General features: G+C 72.0%; 17 protein-coding genes and 1 pseudogene. 12 read left to right on the top strand and 6 right to left on the bottom strand.

Going from position 1 to position 18,998, the window contains the following annotated elements; genetic code table 11:
• The first annotated feature begins 414 nt into the window (after positions 1-414).
• From OG534_RS36780 to OG534_RS36770, 3 genes are all read left to right on the top strand, one after another.
• Positions 415-687 carry a hypothetical protein gene (locus tag OG534_RS36780; RefSeq protein WP_326593325.1) on the top strand — a complete coding sequence of 91 codons (273 nt, stop codon included), beginning with the start codon at positions 415-417 and terminating at the stop codon, positions 685-687.
• Positions 688-987: 300 nt separating this feature from the next.
• Positions 988-2,715: an ABC-F family ATP-binding cassette domain-containing protein gene (locus tag OG534_RS36775; RefSeq protein WP_326593324.1), complete on the top strand. Its 1,728-nt coding sequence runs from the start codon at positions 988-990 to the stop codon at positions 2,713-2,715.
• Positions 2,716-2,970: 255 nt separating this feature from the next.
• A complete protein-coding gene (locus OG534_RS36770; protein WP_326593323.1) occupies positions 2,971-3,711 on the top strand; it encodes a class I SAM-dependent methyltransferase in 741 nt (246 codons plus the stop codon).
• A 298-nt stretch (positions 3,712-4,009) separates the two neighbouring features.
• Here the strand turns inward: OG534_RS36770 and OG534_RS36765 are convergent, their stop codons facing one another.
• Positions 4,010-4,201: a hypothetical protein gene (locus OG534_RS36765; protein WP_326593322.1), complete on the bottom strand. Its 192-nt coding sequence runs from the start codon at positions 4,199-4,201 to the stop codon at positions 4,010-4,012.
• 446 nt (positions 4,202-4,647) lie between these two features.
• Here OG534_RS36765 and OG534_RS36760 point away from each other — a divergent pair, with 446 nt between their 5' ends.
• From OG534_RS36760 to OG534_RS36745, 4 genes are all read left to right on the top strand, one after another.
• Positions 4,648-6,102 (top strand): phenylacetate--CoA ligase family protein, encoded by a 1,455-nt coding sequence (locus OG534_RS36760; protein ID WP_326593321.1) that lies wholly within the window; start codon positions 4,648-4,650, stop codon positions 6,100-6,102.
• A gap of 1,435 nt (positions 6,103-7,537) precedes the next feature.
• Entirely contained in the window at positions 7,538-8,056 is a 519-nt protein-coding gene (locus OG534_RS36755) for a GNAT family N-acetyltransferase (RefSeq protein WP_326594022.1), read from the top strand.
• A complete protein-coding gene (locus OG534_RS36750; protein WP_326593320.1) occupies positions 8,053-8,220 on the top strand; it encodes a hypothetical protein in 168 nt (55 codons plus the stop codon). The genes OG534_RS36755 and OG534_RS36750 overlap by 4 nt, the downstream gene beginning before the upstream one ends.
• 92 nt (positions 8,221-8,312) lie before the next feature.
• On the top strand, positions 8,313-8,558 hold the full coding sequence (locus OG534_RS36745; RefSeq protein WP_326593319.1) for a hypothetical protein: 246 nt from the start codon (positions 8,313-8,315) through the stop codon (positions 8,556-8,558).
• A gap of 486 nt (positions 8,559-9,044) precedes the next feature.
• Here the strand turns inward: OG534_RS36745 and OG534_RS36740 are convergent, their stop codons facing one another.
• Positions 9,045-9,476 carry a hypothetical protein gene (locus tag OG534_RS36740; RefSeq protein WP_326593318.1) on the bottom strand — a complete coding sequence of 144 codons (432 nt, stop codon included), beginning with the start codon at positions 9,474-9,476 and terminating at the stop codon, positions 9,045-9,047.
• Here OG534_RS36740 and OG534_RS36735 point away from each other — a divergent pair.
• The 3 genes and pseudogenes from OG534_RS36735 (at position 9,400) to OG534_RS36725 (ending at position 12,119) form a co-directional block, all read left to right on the top strand.
• Entirely contained in the window at positions 9,400-9,708 is a 309-nt protein-coding gene (locus tag OG534_RS36735) for a LuxE/PaaK family acyltransferase (protein ID WP_326594020.1), read from the top strand. The genes OG534_RS36740 and OG534_RS36735 overlap by 77 nt on opposite strands.
• 231 nt (positions 9,709-9,939) lie before the next feature.
• Positions 9,940-10,952 (top strand): annotated as a pseudogene (locus OG534_RS38845) (acyl-CoA reductase); the annotation flags it as partial.
• The gene (locus OG534_RS36725; protein ID WP_442807268.1) at positions 10,950-12,119 is read left to right on the top strand and encodes a phenylacetate--CoA ligase family protein; all 1,170 of its coding nucleotides are present in this window, start codon (positions 10,950-10,952) and stop codon (positions 12,117-12,119) included. The pseudogene OG534_RS38845 and the gene OG534_RS36725, both read left to right, overlap by 3 nt.
• A gap of 742 nt (positions 12,120-12,861) precedes the next feature.
• Here OG534_RS36725 and OG534_RS36720 read toward each other — a convergent pair.
• The gene (locus tag OG534_RS36720; protein ID WP_326594017.1) at positions 12,862-13,365 is read right to left on the bottom strand and encodes a MarR family winged helix-turn-helix transcriptional regulator; all 504 of its coding nucleotides are present in this window, start codon (positions 13,363-13,365) and stop codon (positions 12,862-12,864) included.
• 232 nt (positions 13,366-13,597) lie between these two features.
• Between OG534_RS36720 and OG534_RS36715 the strand changes: the two genes are divergently transcribed.
• Entirely contained in the window at positions 13,598-14,728 is a 1,131-nt protein-coding gene (locus OG534_RS36715; RefSeq protein WP_326586110.1) for an NADH:flavin oxidoreductase, read from the top strand.
• A 374-nt stretch (positions 14,729-15,102) separates the two neighbouring features.
• On the opposite strand, the gene OG534_RS36710 is transcribed toward OG534_RS36715, so the two are convergent.
• On the bottom strand, positions 15,103-15,858 hold the full coding sequence (locus tag OG534_RS36710; RefSeq protein ID WP_326586111.1) for an RNA-binding protein: 756 nt from the start codon (positions 15,856-15,858) through the stop codon (positions 15,103-15,105).
• A gap of 265 nt (positions 15,859-16,123) precedes the next feature.
• Here OG534_RS36710 and OG534_RS36705 point away from each other — a divergent pair, with 265 nt between their 5' ends.
• Positions 16,124-16,648: a hypothetical protein gene (locus OG534_RS36705; protein WP_326586113.1), complete on the top strand. Its 525-nt coding sequence runs from the start codon at positions 16,124-16,126 to the stop codon at positions 16,646-16,648.
• Between the two features lie 160 nt (positions 16,649-16,808).
• Here the strand turns inward: OG534_RS36705 and OG534_RS36700 are convergent, their stop codons facing one another.
• Entirely contained in the window at positions 16,809-18,149 is a 1,341-nt protein-coding gene (locus OG534_RS36700; RefSeq protein WP_326586114.1) for a S28 family serine protease, read from the bottom strand.
• A gap of 245 nt (positions 18,150-18,394) precedes the next feature.
• The gene (locus OG534_RS36695; RefSeq protein ID WP_326586115.1) at positions 18,395-18,856 is read right to left on the bottom strand and encodes a hypothetical protein; all 462 of its coding nucleotides are present in this window, start codon (positions 18,854-18,856) and stop codon (positions 18,395-18,397) included.
• Positions 18,857-18,998 lie beyond the last annotated feature (142 nt).

Genomic DNA, 18,998 nt, shown 5'->3' with positions numbered 1-18,998 from the left:
TCTCCGTCGAGGCAACGGCTTCCGGCTCGGCGCTTCGCTTGAACAATCGCATGCCCTGGACGTCTGGCAGGAGCCTGCGGCGCGCTGGGCAGCGGTCGGGTCGAGCGGTGGGCCGGAGCGGCTTCCGGCCGGAGGGACAGGGCCCGCCGACGGCCGGTGGCCTGCGGTGAGGTGTGCGCCGAGCAGCGGATGGCCGGCCGGCTCTCGGGCGCTCGAAGCCCCAGCGGGTGCGTGCGGCAGGGGGCTGCTCTAGCGTCGAAGGAGGGAGGGGAGGCCCTGCCGAGCCGGTCCGATGCGGGGGCCCGGACCCGGCGGCTGTACGCCGGCCGCGTGCGCTCGGCGCCGTTCCACACACGGATCCGGCACCCCCAGGTCCGGGCCGTGCGACGATCCCGGAAAGAGCAGGTGCGTCCCATGCGCACGTCGACCCGTATCGCAGGTGTCCTCACCGGCCTGACCCTCGCACTCGGTGGCGTGGCCTTCACTGCCCCGGCCGCCCACGCGGACGTCTCGGCCTGCATCAACCAGGTCGAGCGAGAGCTCCAGGGTGGCGAGGCCCCGGCCTCCGTCCGGACAGCGTGCAGCGTTGGCTACAGCGGCAACCACGAGGAGTGCGTGTCCGGCCTGACCAGCGGCGGCGTGACCAACGGGACCGCGGTGACCGCCTGTCGGGCCTCCGTCAGCTAGGAGCTCCGCCGGGAGTTCCACGCGGCCGCGCCCCTCGGCGCCGCTCCAGCGCGAGCTCCCTCCCGGCTCCGACGTGGTTCGTTCGCGACCTCCGCCACCCTCCCCGCGCACTGCGGGATCGGGGTGGCGGAGGCTCGTGTGCCACTGGTGTGGTGGTTCCGTCGATTTAATAGGTTGAGACGAGACGCATCGTCTTGTTATGGTGAGTGCATGGCCTTCTTCTGCTTTCTCTGAGTCCGGGCACGGCCGACGCCGCCGTCTCTGCTGCCCGTAGACACTTCTCATCCCAGGGAAAGCCCCATGCGCGAACGCGCCCACACCTCTGCGCCCGCTGCCGTGCCGCAGCTGTCCGTCAAGGACGTCACCAAGTCGTACGGCACCCGAACCGTCCTCGACCAGGTCTCCTTCACCGTCCGCCCGGGTGAGAAGGCCGCCGTCATCGGCGAGAACGGGGCCGGCAAGTCCACCCTGCTGCGGCTGCTCGCCGCGGCCGAGGTGCCGGACTCCGGGGAGATCACCGTTCACTTTCCCGGCGGGACGGGCCACCTCGCCCAGACCCTCGACCTCGACCTGACCGTGCAGGACGCGATCGACCTCGCCCTCACCGAACTGCGCGACATGGAACGCCGACTGCGCACGGCTGAGGAGCACCTCGGCGGGGCATCGGAGGACGAACTCGCCGCGCGTCGGCGAGCTGCTGATCGCGTACGAGCAGCGCGGCGGCTACGACGCGGACGCCCGCGTCGACGCCGCCAGGCGCAGCTCGGACTCGGACCCGGACCCGGACTCGCCGGGATCACCCGCGACCGCCTGCTCGGCTCGCTCTCCGGCGGCGAGCAGTCGCGGCTCGCGCTCGCCTGCGTGCTGGCCGCCTCCCCCGAACTGCTGCTCCTCGACGAGCCGACGAACCACCTCGACGCCGTGGCCGTGCGCTGGCTCGAGGAGCACCTGCGCGCGCACCGCGGCACGGTCGTCGCGGTGACCCACGACCGCGGCTTCCTGGAGCGCATCGCCACCACGATCCTCGAGGTCGACGCGGATGCGCGCACGGTGCGCCGGTACGGCGACGGGTGGCTCGGCTACCGAGCCGCGAGGGCCGCCGCCCGCCGTCGCGCGGAGCGGGAGCACGCGGACTGGCTGGAGGAGGTGGCCCGTACCGAGGAGCTGCTCGATGCCGCCGGGAAGCGGCTGGCGACCACCGGCAAGGACCCGCGGCAGGGTTTCGGCAAGCACCGCCGCTCGCACGAGGCGAAGCTCGGCGGCCAGGTGCGGGCGGTCCGGGAGCGGCTGGCCCACCTGCAGCGCAACAGGGTGGCGGCGCCGCCGGAACCGCTGCGGTTCACGGCGGCGCTGTCGGCGGCAGGCGGCGGGCATCCCGTCGACCGTCCGCTCGCCGAGCTCGACGGCGTGGCGGTCGGCGAACGGCTGTGGCTGGACGGGCTGCTGACGGTCGCTCCGGGGCAACGGCTGCTGGTCACGGGCGAGAACGGGGCCGGCAAGACGACGCTGCTGCGTGTCCTGGCGGGCGACTTGGAGCCGGATGCGGGGGCGGTGCGCCGCCCTGCCCGCATCGGGTACCTGGCGCAGGAGCTGCCCGCGCGCTCCACGCGACTCCCGCTGCTCGCGGCCTTCGCGGCCGGACGGCCCGGGCTGCCGGAGGAGTACGCCGAACAGCTGCTGGAGCTGGGCCTGTTCCGTGAGGAGGACCTGCCCGTGCCGGTCGCGGCGCTGTCCGCGGGACAGCAGCGACGGCTGCAGATCGCGAGCCTGGTGACCCGGCCCGCGGACCTCCTCGTACTCGACGAGCCGACGAACCACATCGCGCTCGACCTGGTCGAGGACCTGGAGGCCGCGCCCGGCGTACCCGGGAGCGGTGGTCGCGGTCTCGCCACGACCGCGGCTTCCGCGAGCGGTTCCCGGGGAACGGCTGGAGCTGCGCGGCGGCCGGAGGCGCTGGTCCGCGCCGCCGAAGGGGAGCCGACGCATGACACCTGCGCAAGCCGGCTGTCAGGCACACCTTCGAGTTGAAGAGCGTGGAGAAACCCTTGAGGGCCAGATCGCACATCGACGGCGCCGCAATGCCCCGATCCTCCAGCCCGCGGTCCGCGCAGCGCCTTCCTCTGCTCATGGACCCTGTTTCTGGACTCACCGCAGCGGTTCCCCCCGCGTGCTTGTACCTTCCACCCGTCACGAACTCCCGTGAGCACGGGCAGGGAGACTTCCCGCCGAGGGCCGCGGCTCATCCTGAGAGCCGACGCCACAAATCGAGGGGGAACCACCACGATGAGTGGTCAGTTGTACGACGGCATCGGCGAAGCATTCGAAGGCTTCAAGACCCTGCCCATCATTCGTTACACCGAGGTACCAGGCTTCCTCGCCCTGGTCGGCGACGTCACCGGCAAGTCTGTACTCGACATCGCCTGCGGTACGGGATTCTACAGCCGCGAGCTCAAGCGCCGTGGTGCCTCCCGTGTGTTCGGGTTCGACATCTCCAGCGCGATGATCGACGCCGCCGAAGCCCGCGAGCAGTCCGAACCCCTCGGCATCGCATACGAAGTCGGGGACACGGCCACCTTGCGGGCCTTCGATCAGCCCTTCGACGTCGCCGTGGCCGTGCAGGCATTCAACTATGCGACCGACGTCGCCGAGATCGAGCAGATGATGCGCAACATCCGGCGCAGCCTCGTTGCCGGCGGTGCATACTTCCTGTTCGCGCAGAACCCGGGCTTCGACTTCGACGGCCCCTCGCTGGCCAAGTACGGGTTCCTGTGCGAGGCGACGGGCAAGGACAACGCGATCGGCCGGGGGACGCGGATCACGGCCCTGCTGGATCCTCCCGTCTCGTTCGAGGCCACCACGCCGTCGAAGGAGACGTACGAGAGGACACTGACGGCGGCCGGATTCACTGGGATCGAGTGGGTTCCGCTGGACGTCTCGGATGCCGGCGTGGAGAAGTTCGGCGAGGAATTCTGGGCGGACTACGCCACGAACCGGCCGCTGATCATGATCCGCTGCACCGCCTGACCGACAATCTCCGGGACAGGTCCGGCCTTTCGGGGCCGGACCGTGCCCTGGCGCGGCGGTAACGGGTTGGCCACGGCCTTGATTGAGAAATGGCCGCGCGACGGCAGTGACGGCGCCAGCCGAGCTGAGCCAGGCGACGCGGAGGCCCCGCTCGAGGGCGGGGCCTTTCGCGGGCGCGCAGTGTCATTGGCGCGTCGCCGGCACTCTCGACCTCCTCTTCGACGGCCCAGTCATGCACAGGGCACCTTCCGGCCTCGACTCAACGAGGGCTTCGAGCGCGTTCGGTACGTTGGCGTTGTCAGCCCAGTCGTGGCGAGGGCCGGCAGGCCCGCGGCGCCGAAGCTGCGCGCCTGCCTCGAAGGCGCCTGAGCATTCCGCCGGCCTGTTCCCGCTTGCGCGGGTCGGAAGCTGCACGCCGCACCGATGCGATCGCCCTCTGCCCCTGCGGGCTGCGGCTGAACTGCTTGATTTTTGCGAATAGTCCGGACATAAGCCCTCCCGGTATGGCCCATCGTGACGCTACGTGGTGCCTCGAGGCCTTCCTCCTCCAACGGCGGGTGCCCGCCGAGGGCAGACGGCCCCAGGCCGCATCCCGGCAACGGGAGGGCAGAGCGGGCCGGAGCACGGACCGGGCAGCGTGTGAGGCTCCTGCGGGCACCCGGTCGATCAGCGTACGGGGCGCCGACCGCTACCCGGCGGGACGTACGGAGGAAATACCAGGGAATATGGCCGCATTGGCTGGAAATCCATGGCCAATTTGGTGATAAGTACACCGATGTTTCATCATCATGACTGCACGTCAGCTCTTGGCGTGCGTCGAGGGAGGCGGGGGCGCCGGGGCTCCCCCGTGCACACCGCGCTCTTCGATCCCGCAGCAGCGCCCTCGCCGCCGCGCCTGCCGGGCTCCGTCCCGTTCCCGTCACCAGGCAAAGGCCCATGTCCGCCCAGCAGCTCTCGGACCTCATACGTTTCGCCCGTCACAACTCACCCTTCTACCGGGACCTTTACGCGTCCTTGCCGCCGCACGCCGACCGCCTCACCGACCTCCCGGTGGTCGACCAGCAGGAGTTCTGGGCGGCCAACACCCTGCACGACAACCGCGTGCTGACCGGCCCGCTCAGCGAGGCCACGGTCTACAAGACCGGCGGAACCACCGGTTCAGCCAAGTTCTCCGTCTACACCCGCGACGAGTGGCGCACGTTCGTCACCTCCTTCGGCCAGGGGCTCGTGGACGCGGGCCTGCGCCCGGGACACCGCGTCGCCGACCTCTTCTACGCCGGGGAGCTGTACGCCAGCTTCCTCTTCGTCCTCGACTCGCTCGCCCACGCACCCGTGGACAACGTCCGCCTGCCCATCGGCGGCGGCGCGCCGCTGGAATCGACGATCCCCACGCTGCGCGATCTCGCCGCCCAGGTACTGGCCGGCACGCCCACCACCCTGTGCCGGCTCGCCGAACACGTCGTCTCGATCGGTGCCCGGCTCGACTCGGTGGAGCTGCTGCTCTTCGGCGGCGAGGCCCTCTTCGACGACCAACGGCGGCTGCTGGCCGCCGCGTTCCCACGCGCCGAGGCCCGTTCCGGTCGGGTACGCCAGCGTCGACGCCGGCCTGCTCGGCCGCCCCGTGCCCGGCTCCGGCCGCCCGGGCGCATCCGGGCGCTCACCCCGTACTCGGTCGTCGAGATCCTCGACGACTCCACCGACGAGCCCATCACCGAACCGGGGCGGCCGGGCCGGGTCGTCGTCACCAGCCTCTTCCGCCGCCTCATGCCGATCATCCGCTACCCCGCCTGCCGGCGACCGGGCCGAATGGACCGCGCACCGGGCCCCGGACACTTCCGGATCCTCGGCCGCGCCGAGGAGGGCGTACGGGCGGGGTCCCGTCTCCCTCTACACGCAGGGACGCCCAGGACGCCGTGGCCGCGGCGGACACCGCGGGTCACGTGGTCGGCATGCAGCTCGTCGTCCGCCGCTGGGACGGCCGCGACGGGCCTCGTCCTGCGGCTGGACGACCGCCCCCGGCGACGACGCGTCCGGTGGAGGTCGCGAGGGGTTCAGGAGGCGCCTGGCTGCAGCCGTCGTCGCGCGTGGAGCTGGAGGCCGTGCGGCCAGCTGCATCCGGACAGCGTGCGCGCCGGGTTCGTGCACCCGCTGTCCGTGGAGTGGGCACGCCATCGCGACCTCGCCGTCAACCCGCGCTCGGGCAAGCTCGTCCGGGTCCTCGACGAGGAGGCCGACCGCATGACCGCCTGCACCGGCACTCCTCACCCGCACCCTCGCCCGCGCCCTCACCCGTGGCCACGCGTGGGAACGACGTCGGGGCTGCTGCCGGGACTGCTGCCGAGGCCGCTGCCGGAACCGCCGGCGGGACCGACGGCCGGCGCGCTCCGCTGATCCTGCGCAACCGCGCCTTCGCCGCCGTATGGCTCGGCCAGGTTCTGACCCAGGGCGCCGTCCGCATGTTCCAGGTCGGCGTGTCCTGGTGGATCGTCGCCCACGCCGTGCGCGAGGCCCCCGGTCTGGCCTCCGGGCTGTTCGGCGGCGGTCTGCACGCTGCCGCGCCGCGCGTCGCGCCCTCGTCGCAACGGGGCCATCGCCCGGTTCGCCCACCGTTCCGTACTGCGGACCGCCGCCGGCCTGGCCGGGACCGCATCGGGGGCGCTCGCGCTGTGGGCCCACGGCGGCGGCCTGCCGCTCACCGCCGTGTACGCCGCCGCCCTCGCCCTGGCCACCTGCCAGGGCGTTCTTCGACCCTGCCTGACCACGTCGACTTCCCGGAACTTCGTCGGACGACGCCGACATCGAGGCGGCCACCGGCTTCGAGCTGTCCACCCAGTCCCTGGCCGGCCTCGGAGGAGCGCCGCTCGGCGCCCGACCGTCGACCGGGCGGGGGTGGCCGGGCTGGCCGCCGGCTGCGCGCCGTCACCTCGGGGCCGCCCTCCTCGTCGCGAGCGCACGTCGGCACCGCGGGAGCTCCCGGAACCGCCGCAACCACGGCGACCACGACGACCGCGACGACCGGGACCGCTGCGTCCGACCCGGCCACGGCCACGCCCCAGCGGCGCCCGCTCCGCCGCATCCTCGCCGAACTGCCCTACGTACGGCGGATCCTGATCTGTTTCACCGCGGCGAACCTCTTCACGACCGCCGTGTTCGTCGTCATCCCCCTCTACACGCGCTCGGTCCTCCGGGGCGGTGGCGGCACCGTGGCACCGCGCCAGCGCCTCCTGGGCCTCGGCGCGCTCATCGGGGCCTTCACCGGCACCCGTCTGCCGGGGCGCCCCACGGTCGCCGGTGCCTACTGCCTCGGTGTGATGGCCCTCGCCCTGGCGCTGCCCGGACTGGTCGCGCACCGTCCGGCCGTCGCGGGCTGCCTGGCCGTGGCCGGCTGGTGCGCCGGGGCCGTCAGCGTCCGCTTCGTGGCGCTCTTCCAGCGGCTGGTGCCGGCGGACAAGCCCGGCTTCTTCGCCGTGATGCAGGCCGTCCTGGGTGCCCGTGCTGCCGGTGGCGTCCCTGGTGTTCGGCTCCGCCGGCGACTTCCTGTCGCCCCAGACGCTGTGCCTGGTGCAGGGCGTCGGCCTGCTCCCCGCCGCCTGCGCATCGGCCTGCTGGTCCTGCTCCGGCACCGCCCGCCGCGGGATCCGGAAACGGAAACGGAAACCGGCCTACCGCCGAGTGCGCGCGGAACGCCGGAGGCGACCGGTGAACCCCGTCATCACCCCGGCCACCTGCGCCGACATCGCCGAACTGCGCCAGCTCTACTACGCCGTCTACGGGCCCCACTACCCCGTGGCCCTCGGCACCGACCCCGCCGAGATGGCCTGCCCTTATCGAGGGACCTGCACTTCAGGCTACTGTCGCCCGCTGCGCCGGCACCGGGGCCCTGACCGCGTCCGCCGCCATCCACGGCGAGGCGGGCAGCCGCATCGGACGCCTGGAGGGCATCGCCGTACACCCCGGGCACCGCTCGGCGGGCCTGGCCGCCGCCCTGACCGAGGCCCTGTGCGCCGGGATGCTGGACACGGGACGGCTGGACTCGGTGTACGCGACCGTGCGCACCGTCAGCGCCGGTCCGCAGCGCGTCGTCGCCCGCAACGGCTTCCGCCCGCTGGGCATCCTGCCCAACGCGGTGGATCTCAGCACCCGCGAAAGCCTCGCGCTCTACGCGCGTCACTCCACCGGCGTGCTCGACCGCCGGATCCCCGTCACCGCGCCTGCCCTGCTGGTGCTGCTGCTGCGCACGGCCGAGTCCGCGCTCGGCATCGGCTGGCCCTGGGGTCCGCGCCGCCGGCCTGGCGCCTGCTCCCGCCGGCCCCTCCGCACGGGGCCGTCGAACGGCTGGAGATGATCGAGGCGCCGGCCTTCGTACGCCGCCGCTTCCGCGAGCGGTTCCCCGGCGCCGAGGGCTGGTTCTACCCGCTCCACACCCCGAACGTGCTGCTCACCCCGGAGGACGGCCGCTTCGAGGTCTACGCCTACGCCTCAACTGCTGGCGGGTACGGCCCTCGCTGACCGCCCACCCCGACCCGGCCGCCGCGGCCACCCACCTCGAACCCGTCACCCGGGCCCTGGCCCGCGCGGGCGCCGGCTACGTCGAGGCCCTGGTGCCGCTCGCCCACCAGGAGGCCCTTTCGGCCTTCCTCGCCCAGGGTTTCGTGGCCGGGGCCCTCTACCCGGCGATGCGCGCGGACGGCGACGGCTTCCACGACTACGCCGTCCTGTCCCGCTCCAGCGAGCGGATCGACTTCCGCGGCGTCGCCGTCGAACCGCCCCTCCAGCCCTATCTGGACTGCTACGTGTCGGCCTGGGCGTCGGCACACCTGCCCACATCTTCCGAGGTTGCCTCATGAGCCCCGTCAACCCCCATCTCGCGCCGGTCGCCGTACCCGACCCGGCCCTGCTGCCGCACGTACAACAGCTGTGCGACCTGACCGACCCGTACGCCTCCGGGCCCGAGCAGGACGAACTGTTCGCCGCGGCCATGGCGGAGACCAACGCCTGGCACACCGAGCGCTCCCCGTTCTTCCGCTCCCTGTACGAGGCCACTCCCCCGGCCGAGCCGTACCGCACGCCGCTCGTCCACGCGAACTTCTTCAAGCGGCACGAGGTCCTCTCCATCCCCCGCGAGGACGTCGAGCTGCACCTGACCTCCTCCGGCACCACCGGCCAGAAGTCGCAGATGTTCTTCGACCACTGGACCATCCGGTCCGCCCAGCGCATGGTCGCCCGGATCTTCGAGCGCAACGGCTGGATCACCCCCGACCAGGAGGTCAACCACTTCTGGGCGCCAAGCGAGCCGCCCCTTCCTGAACCTCGGCACCGTTCTCCACCGACAACTACCGCGCGATCTCCTCGCCCCGGCGCAGCGTCGCGTACGCGCTGCGCAACACCGGTGCGAGCACGAGTTCGTCTCCTCCGGCTGATCGCCAGCGCTGCGCCGCTTCGAGCAGGAGGACGCGCCGGTCCGCATCCTGGGCTTCCCCGCCTTCCTCTTCTTCACCCTGGAGCGGATGCGGGCCATGGGCCTGCCGCTGCGCTCGCCCGGAGGTGGCCCTCATGTCCTCGGCGGCGGCTGGAAGGCACGCCGACCACGCATCGGCAAGCGAGGAGCTGTACGCGCGCGTCACCGAGCAGCTCGGCATCCCTTCGGGGTGAGCGGATCCGGGCACCTTCGGGTCGGTCGAGCACCGCATCCCGTACATCGAGTGCGACCACCACCGGCTGCACGCTCCCGTCTGGTCGCGGGTGACGATCCGCTCGACGCGCACGCTCGAACCCCTGCCGTACGGGGAGCGGGGCTACCTGCACCTCGTGTCGCCGTACATCACCTCGGTGCCGGCGCAGAGCGTGGTCATGGGCGACCTCGCCTCCCTCCAGCCGGGCGACGCCTGCGGGTGCGAGCTGCAGACCCCCTGGTTCACCGTCCACGGCCGTGCCGGGGTGAGCCGCAACCGCAGCTGCGCGGTGGCCGCAGCGGAACTGATGAAGGGAATGGCGTGACCATGACCGTGCACCACCACTACTGGCAGGGCGAGTTCATCGGCGACGAGGAGGCCGGGCGCCGCCTCGCCGACCTGCCGGCCGCCGTCGAGGACGCGCTGGCCGCGGTGCTGGAGACCGAGACCGTCCTGGCCGCCTGCGACGCCCTCGCCACCGCCCTGCACGACCCGGCCCACCCGGTGCACGCCAGGCTCGCCGCGCACCTGCCCGAGGGCGAGGACCTCGGCCGTCCTGGCCGAGCTCGGCGGCCTCCTCGGCCGTCGGGAGCTGACCCGCAAGCTGCGCCGGGAACTCGGCAGCGCGACGCCCGGGCGGCTGAACCGGGCCGATCCGCGCGAGACGGTCTACGAAGCGTGGGCGCCCGTCGGCCTGGTCGCCCACATCGCGCCGGGCAACGCCGCGACGGTCGCGCCGCTGAGCATCATCGAGGGCCTGCTCGCCGGAAACGTCAACGTCCTCAAGACCAGCAGCGCCGACACGCTGCTGACCCAGCACCTGATGGCCGAGCTCGCGGCCCTGGACCCCAGCGGCGCCCTGGCCGCGCGGATCGTCGTCCTGCGCTTCCCGTCCTCCCGGCAGGAGTGGCTGCGGCTGATGTGCGCGCCCGCGGACGCGGTCGCCGTCTGGGGGGCGAGGGCGCCGTCGAAGGAGTGGCGGCCCATGTGCCGGCCGGCTGTCGGCTGGTGGAGTGGGGGCACCGGATCTCCTTCGCGTACCTGACGGTCGACGCCTGGTCGGACGCCGGCACGCTCGACGCCCTGGCGGGCGACGTGTGTCTGTACGAGCAGCAGGCGTGTTCCAGTCCCCAGGTGGTCTACCTCGACACCGAGGACGAGGACGAGGTGTTCGCCTTCGCGGAGCGGTTCGCCGCGGTCCTCGCGACCCGGCCGCCGGCCGTGGCCGCCGCTGCGGCGGGCGCGCCGGATCCGGCGCAGGACGCGGAGCTCACGACGACCGAACTGATGGCCCGGCTGGAGGAACACCTGGGCCTGACCCGGGTGTTCACCGCGCCGGACGGCTCGTGGCGGGTCATGGCCGACACCCGGTCGCCGCTGACCGCCTCGCCGCTGCACCGCAGCGTGTGGGTCAAGCCGCTGCCCCGCAAGCGGCTGATCGCCACCCTGCGCCCGATGCGCCGCTACCTGCAGACGGCGGGTCTCGCGGGCAGCCCGACCGACATCGCCGAGCTGTCCCGCACCGCCCTGGCCGCGGGCGTCACCCGTGTCACTCCGGTCGGCGCCATGCTGGAGAGCTACGCGGGTGAGCCGCACGACGGCGTCTACGCCCTGCAGCGCTACAGCCGCCGCGTCGCGGTCCAGGCCGATCCGGCCCGCTTCGCGACCACCGCCTGCCTGGACGACCTGGCCCGGCCCGTGGTCCTGCCGCGGCCGACGGGCCCGCTGCTGGGCAAGGAGGACGTGCAGGAGCCGGGCCGGCAGCTGGCGCGGGCCGATGCCGAGCTGTACTTCCGCAGCGGCGGCAGCACCGGCGCGCCCGCGCTGTCGGTCTTCAGCTACGACGACTACGACACGCAGATGCACGCCGCCGCGCGCGGCCTGCTCGCCGCCGGTTACGACCCGGTCGGGGACCGCACCGCCAACCTCTTCTACTGCGGCGGCATGTACGGCAGTTTCATCAGCTTCTTCTCCGTGCTGGAACGGCTCGGCGGGGTGCAGCTGCCGCTGTCCGCGGGGCCGGACCACCGCGCCACGGCGCAGGCGGTCATCGACCTCGGGGCCGACACCCTCTTCGGCATGCCCTCGTACCTGTGGCAGCTGCTGCACGCGGAGGCGGACGCGCTGCGGGCGTACGGGGGCCTGCGCAAGGTCTTCTACGGCGGCGAGCACTTCACCGAGGATCAGCAGCGCACCCTGAGGGACGACTTCGGCATCGAGGTCGTCCGCTCGATCACCTACGGCAGCACCGATCTGGGTCCGCTGGGCTACCAGTGCACCGAGAGCTCCGGCGGTGTCCACCACTTGCACGCCGACCTCCACACGATGGAGATCCTGGACCCGGCCGAGGACCGGCCGGTGGCCCCGGGCGAGACGGGCCGGCTGGTGTTCACCACCCACGCCCGGCGCGGCCAGCAGCTGGGCCGGTACGTGATAGGCGACCTCGGCCGGGAGATCCCGGGCCGCTGTCCCTGCGGCCGGCACGCGCCCCGGTTCGAGCTGCGGGGGCGCACCGGCGACGTGATGCGGGTGGCGACGTACTTCCTCAACCACCGCCGCTTCCTGGAGCTGGCCGGGGAACGGGGCGGTCATCGCGGCGAGTTGCAGGTCCGGCTCGACGGGACGGACGCGCGTGAGCGGCTGACCGCGTACGGGTGGAGCGGGCCGCGGCGACGGATCCGGAGCGGCTGGGGAGGTGTTCCTCGCCCAGCCATCCGGAGCTGCGCTCGGCGGTGACGGAGGAGGGGCTGCTGGACCTGGTGGTCGAGGCGGTCGACCGCGCGTCGCTGGACCGCAGCCCGACGAGCGGCAAGCTCCTCGCGGTGGTGGACGCGCGCCGCTAGGCCGTTTTCCTGCGGCTCATCGTGCTGACCTAGATGAAGATGGCGCCGAGTAACGAAGGCAGCGCTGGGGTCCCCGCACCAGGCGGGGACCCTGGGCCTGAGTACCTATGTCTCATCCCGGAACCCGCAGGTCAGCGTTCCGAGGTAGCCGTCTGGGCAAGACGAAGGCGTTCGCTGAACGGTCACTTTGACGGATACGCGAACGGAACTGCCGGGGCCTCTGGGACCGCTGTCCGGTGCAGCTGCGGGTGCGGCGGGGGCCGTGCTCGACAAGCTGGCCGGTACGCACAGCACGCACTGGAGCATGCGGCCAGGCGAGTGGTGTGGAGCGGTTGAGGGCGGAGGTGATGATGGCGGCGGCCATGCCGTCGTGCGGGTCGAGGCCCGCCAGGACGGTCGCTTGGTGGGTGGCGCCGTCGCGGGGAAGGCCGGGCAGGCCGTTGACCTCCAGGAGGTGGAGGGCCCCGTGGCGGTCGAGGCGGAAGTCGGCTCGCGCCATGTCCCGAAGGCCCAGCCACCGGATGCGCCACCGTCCATCCCACCCCGACCCGCCCCTGCCGACCGGGCCCCGGCCGCTCGCCGGGTCTGGGCGCCGTCCGATGCACCGGCGTTCCCACGGGGGGCCGCCGGCGGTCCTACGGGGCGGGAGTCGCGGGTGCCCGCGGAGCAGGAGTCGGGGTTTCGTGCGGAACCGGAGGGTGGCAGGCGGCGCGGGTGTCGTCTTCCTCCGTGCGCGGCCAGTACCGTCCTTCGAGGGCCTCGGCGCTGCGGTTGAGCCGGACCAGGGCGTCCTCCAGCTCCCGTACTTCCTCAGGGGACCAGTCGGCGACCACCCGGGCCAGGCAGGACCGGTTGACCTCACGGTCTTCGGCGAGCCGGCGCCCGCCTTCAACGGTGATGCACAGCTTGCGGGCCATGCCACCGTCCGGGTCCGCGACGCGCTCGGCCAGTCCGCAGCGCAGCAGTGCGGCCGTCTGGCGGTTCACGGTCGAGGTGTCGAGCCCGAAGGCCTCCGCCAACTGTCCGATGGACATGGGCCCTTGTGTTTCGATCCGGCTGAGCAGCAGATACGCCGACCGCTCCAGGCGTTCGGGGTCGCGCTCGCGCCGGGCCAGCACCTGGTGCCGCGAGAGCAGCATCAGCTCCCGCTCCAGTTTCTCCAGCACTACGCCTCCCGCTCCTTCCGGCGCTCCATTATCGCGGACCTGTGAACCCGGGGACCGGCGGCCCCCTCCACGGCCCCTTCACGACTCGGTCCGTCGGGCGGCGCTGACCGACGGACCGACGGCAATATGCATGATACATAACATGCGTAGTATGCACTCCTCGTTGCCACCCCGACGAGCCACAGCCTCAACCCGGAGGACCCGCATGACCGTCACCACGTCCACCGCCTCCCGCGCGGCCGAGATCTTGTCCCGGCCCGTCAAGCTGAACGGCCTGACCGTCCCCAACCGCATCGCGATGGCGCCGATGACGCGGATGTTCTCCCCCGGCGGCGTGCCCGGCGAGGACGTGCAGGCGTACTACGCCAGCCGTGCCGCCGCGGGTGTGGGCCTGATCGTCACCGAGGGCACCTACGTCGGCCACGACTCCGCCGGGCAGAGCGACCGGGTGCCGCGGTTCCACGGCGAGGACCAGCTGGCGGGGTGGGCGAAGGTCGCCGCGGCCGTGCACGAGGCGGGCGGCACGATCGTGCCGCAGCTGTGGCACATAGGCATGGTGCGCAAGCAGGGCGAGGCGCCGTACGCCGACGCCCCCGCCGTCGGCCCCTCCGGCATCCGCGTCGACGGCACCGAGGGGACCGGCAAGGCGATGACCCGCACCGACCTCGACGACGTCATCGGTGCGTTCGCCGACGCCGCCGCGGAGGCCGAGCGGATCGGCTTCGACGGCGTCGAACTGCACGGCGCTCACGGCTACCTGCTCGACCAGTTCCTGTGGGAGCGGACCAACCGCCGCACCGACACCTACGGCGGCAGCGCGGTGGCCCGTACGAAGTTCGTCGCGGAGATCGTGGCCGCGGTCCGCGAGCGCGTCCCGGCCGACTTCCCGGTGATCTTCCGCTACTCGCAGTGGAAGCAGGAGGCCTACGACGCACGGCTCGCGCAGACCCCGGAGGAGCTGGAGGCGATCCTGGCCCCGCTGGCGGCGGCGGGCGTCGACGCGTTCCACGCCTCCACCCGGCGCTACTGGCTCCCGGAGTTCGAGGGTTCGGACCTGAACCTGGCGGGCTGGACCAAGAAGCTCACCGGCCGGCCGGCCATCACCGTCGGCTCGGTCGGCCTCGACGGCGACTTCATCCGCGCCTTCGTCGGCGAGGGTGCGGCGCTCGGCGACATCGACAACCTCTTGGACCGCATGGAACGCGACGAGTTCGACATGGTCGCCGTCGGCCGGGCGCTGCTCCAGGACCCGCAGTGGGCGGCGAAAGTCCTCGGCAACCGCTTCGACGAGCTGAAGCCGTACGACGCGACGGCGCTCAGGTCTCTCAGCCGGTAGCCGCAACCCGTCCGGACAGCCGGTCCGAGGACGCCCTGTGACATCGGTCCGTCGAGGTCACGGGGCGTTCGCGCGCCGGTCAAAGCTGCCGAGCCTCGCAGCGGCCGCGGCGGCCCACGCCCTCGCCCTCGCCCGACCAGATCACCGAACATGCCGAGCGGAACCTCAGCCTCAGGGGGCCAGAGCGACGGGGGCGGGCCACCGAGCATCGGGACGAGGACGGCCTTCGGAATGTTGCTGCAGCGCACGAGGTCGGGCCCGCTGTAGTTGCTGTAGACCTGGTTGGCGGCACCGTCGCGAGTGTGGAAGACGTCCTCGGGCTGCGTCCGCCCCTGCTGCACGGCACGAGCCGGCGCCACCCGGCGCGAGCCGCGTCACCACTGGGCGCGCAGCACGCCGTCGCTGCCGGGCAGGGCGGCGCGTAGAAGCGGGTGGCGTTCGTCGAGGTACAGGGCAGGGGCGCAGGCCGCCCGGGCGCCTGCCACCAGGGCGGCGAGCTCTTGGTACTCGGTGTCGTCGACGATCGCGTGTCTGATCGTCCCGTCCTGTGCCTCCCAGACGAACTCCGCGGATCCCTCCTCTGGCAGCGCGGCGAGGACCGCGTCGACATCGGGGTTCAGGCCGGGCCAGACGGCCAGCAGGGCGCGCGGGCTGAGACCGGTACGCACCACGTCGAGGTTCTCCGGCGTGGGGCGGTGGAAGCGTGCAGTGTTACGGACGAAGCCCTCCTCCAGGAGCACTGTCTGCCATGAGGCCAGCGCCGTGCGCACGCGCGCCCAGAAGCCCTCGTCGGCGGCTTCCGTCACGTCCGGTTCCTCCAGCTCCGCCGCGTAGGGGGAGGTCGTCATCGGTTCCGGGAAGAGGCCGAGTTCCCGTGTACGGGCCACGGCGTCCGCGCAGAGCCGGTCGCTGCCCACGTACACGTACTGGTCCCACCCGACGTGCACGGTGAACACGTCCCCCGCCTCCAGGCGACACCAGGCACCTTGGTCGCGGAGCATGGCCCGGACCAGCTCCAGAGCGACCGGAAGGGAGACCTCTGCCCCGTCGTGATAGCCGGCGAGGTCGGGCGGGAAGAGCCCGCCCAGGCCCTGTCCGCTTCGACCTTCGGCGATGGCAATCTCGGCCACGCGGCGCAGGGCGCTCCGTTACGCCGCGTCATCGCCCGGTCCCCGTGGCCCGCAGCGCCTCGGAGAGCCAGCTGGTCATGGGGACGACCGGGCGGTCCTGGAGTACGACCGCGGCCGCATCGGCAGGCTGCGTAGAGTACCTGCGGTCATCGGACGGAGAAAACATTGGACGCGGTCGAGTTCCCTCCTCAGCGCTCGGGTGCGCCGGGCCCGGCGATGGTTTGTGGCCGCGAGCACGGCGGGTGCCGTACTCGCGGGAGCCGCCGTGGCATCCGTGGTGGCCGACGCCTCCGGCTGGGTGCCGGTGCCACGGGGCGTCCAGGCGGGCCTGGTGCTGGTGACGCTGTTCGTGCTCCCCGTCGCATGGGTGGGAGTGCGCGCCGTCTGGGTGCTGCGCGGACGTGCCGAGCTGTTCGCCGCCGCCGGCGAACACCGCCGGCGGCGGCCCACCGACCGGCAGCTGGTCGACCACCTGAGCGACGAGCACCCGCTCACCCCGCTGTGGTGGATGCTGGCCGTCCTCGGCGGCCTCGGCACGCTCTGCCTCGGGTTCGCGCTTCCGTTCGCCCTGGCGGGCGGGGCCGTACTCGCCGGAGTACTCCTCGGCGCCGGGTTGGCCTCGTCCCTGACCGCTCTGGCCCTCGCCGTGCCCGGGATCCGCCGCGCCGACCGCCAGGGTGCGCGGGACCGGAAGCAGCGTACCGAGCTGTGGTCGCTGCCCAACGCCGTCGCACGCCGTCTCGCCGTCCCCCTCCTCGGCACCGGTGACGGGGCACACCTGGGCGCCTGAACACACGGCCAGGGCAGCCAGAAGCAGCCATCCCACCGCGCAGGCTCCCACGCCGGACAAGAGGGCGCCGGCGGGCCCCGGTTGACGCGCGCGGACAGGGGATGGGCCCCGCCCGGACGGAGTTCGCCGCGGCCACGATCGGAACTGGTGGCGCACAACTTCAACGGGCCGCTGTCTCCGTCTGGCCGGCCCACCGGCGCAGTGCCGCGGTGGCTTGTTCGGCGTCGTTCGGACGCAGGCCGGTGATGGAGATGTGGTGGTTGGCGTCGGGCACGTTGAAGAGGTAGGAGTCGTAGGTGCCGTTGCCTGGGCGGAAGTGTTCTGCGACTGCGATGTCGTTCTCGCCGTTGACGAACATGAGTGAGCTGCCGTGGCGGCGTACCCAGCGGTCGATGTCCGCCATTGCAGCGGGCTGGAAACGCAGGGGGATGTCCCGTGGCACATAAGTACGGATCTCCTGGATGCCCGGGTAGCGCAGCAGTCCGTCCAGGTAGGGGGTGGCGAACTGCGGGTAACCGAGCTGGGTGCCCAGTTGGTAGAAGTACGGCGTGAAGGATTCGACGGTCTGGTCGGTGTAGACGGGGAGCTGGGTCACCTTGGCGACCCATAGGTAGAGGGCATCATCGGTCGCTGTGGAGGTGGGTATGGATGCGCAACCGTCCGTGGACTGATGCATCCAGAACATCATCGGCAGGCGCACCACGGCGAGTTCGAAGGCACGGTCCACGCTGCCGATGGTCCCGAAGGTCTTCTTCTCGCCTTCGGCCCACCGGGCGTAGCGTTCCGTCATCGCCTCGCGCCGTATCAGCGCATCACGCTGAGCGGACTTGATTGCGGCGCGGCACTCGGTGGTGCCGACCTGTTCGAGGCGGGCGTCGTACGCGGTGTCGTCCCGGTCGTCCGTGTTGTTGGGGGCGGAGTAGGCGACCGTACCGGCCACGTCATCCGGATAGAAGCGGCGGTGATAGACGGCCGTCATCCCGCCTTTGCTGCCGCCGGTGGAGATCCACGCGCCGTGATACATCGTCTTGAGTGCGGTGATGAGGCGATGATGGTCACTTGCTGCCTGCCAGATGGTGAGCTTGGACCAGTCCGGGTCTTCAGGCCGGGACGTCCCGAAGAAGCGTTGCTCCGTGGTGATCTGGTTGGCGTCCAGCAACTGGGCCGGCTCGGTCATCCGGTTCGGCGACGATCCGAGGTCGTAGCCGCTGGAGTAGAGCACCATGGGGCGCTGGGTCGACTTGTGTACCAGAGTCAGCCTCTGGTCGAAGGAACCTTGGTCGGCGTGCCGATGGTCGGTGGGCTGCCGGTAGGTGAGGTCGAGGACGACCTGGCCTGGGGTGGCAGGCCGTTCGCCGAGCACGCGCATTCCGGGGATGGCCTCGATCCGGGCCCGGATGTCGCCGTCCGGCGGCTGCGCCAGAGCCGGTACGGACAGCCCGGTGGCCGTCAGCACGGTCATCAGGAACAGAGTGAGCAGGCGTCCTGTCGTGTTCTTCATGCCCTCAGACAACCGCACGCGGTGGGCCCGCGGATCCCCCGAGCGTGGAAGGCGTCTCCCTCTCATGGGGGGAGACAATCCATGTCCTCTGGCGTAGTCGTCACAGAAGCACGGTCAGAGCCTTGAATCTCCCCACCTCGCACCCAGGTCTCCCCGACCTGCCTACTTGCGGCAGGCTGCTTGGTCCTGCCCGGGCCAGGGGATTGTGGCTCCGCCTCGCGGAGCCGCAATCCCCAGATGCCGGACTAGGGAAGCTTCAGCCAGGGGCTGCGGTAGGGGTACGGAGGCGCCCACGACCCGTCACTCCACTGCACCTGCATGTACGTGGCGTACCCCTCGCCTTCCTCGTGGTGGCTGTCGTTGAAGTCGGGCGCCGCGAACCGCTTCGTCCGGAAGGCACCGGAGGGGCACGTGTGGACCTTGTTCGAGACCACCCTCGACCCGCCGGTGCGGACAGCGCGGATGAAGACCTTGCACGCCGGGTGGCCGGAGCGCAGGGTGAGGAATCCGTCGGGGCGCCCGACGCCGTGGCTCGGGGCGCTGATGCACACCCTCATCTCGATGAACCTCTCCCGGATCACCCCGGAGGAGTACCCGGCGCAGCCGCCCCCGCTGGCCGCCTGCGCGTTCGTCCCCGTCAGAACGGTGGTGGCCAGAATGCCCGCGACCGTGGTCACACGAGCGGCCGCGTTGATCAGTCGATGCAAAGGAACCCCCTGAGAAGGCTCGCCATCATGGGCGAGTGGTCACCGTGCACGCTAGACCCGCGCCGGACCGCTCAACCGGTGAACGGCGTGGCTCTGAGGACTTCGAGCTTTCCGCCCGGCCCACACGGAGGCCGGGAGGGAC

This window comes from Streptomyces sp. NBC_01294, assembly GCF_035917235.1.
GTDB lineage: Bacteria > Actinomycetota > Actinomycetes > Streptomycetales > Streptomycetaceae > Streptomyces > Streptomyces caledonius.
The sequence above is the reverse complement of the archived record's forward strand: the minus strand, read 5'-3'. Positions and strand labels throughout refer to the sequence as shown.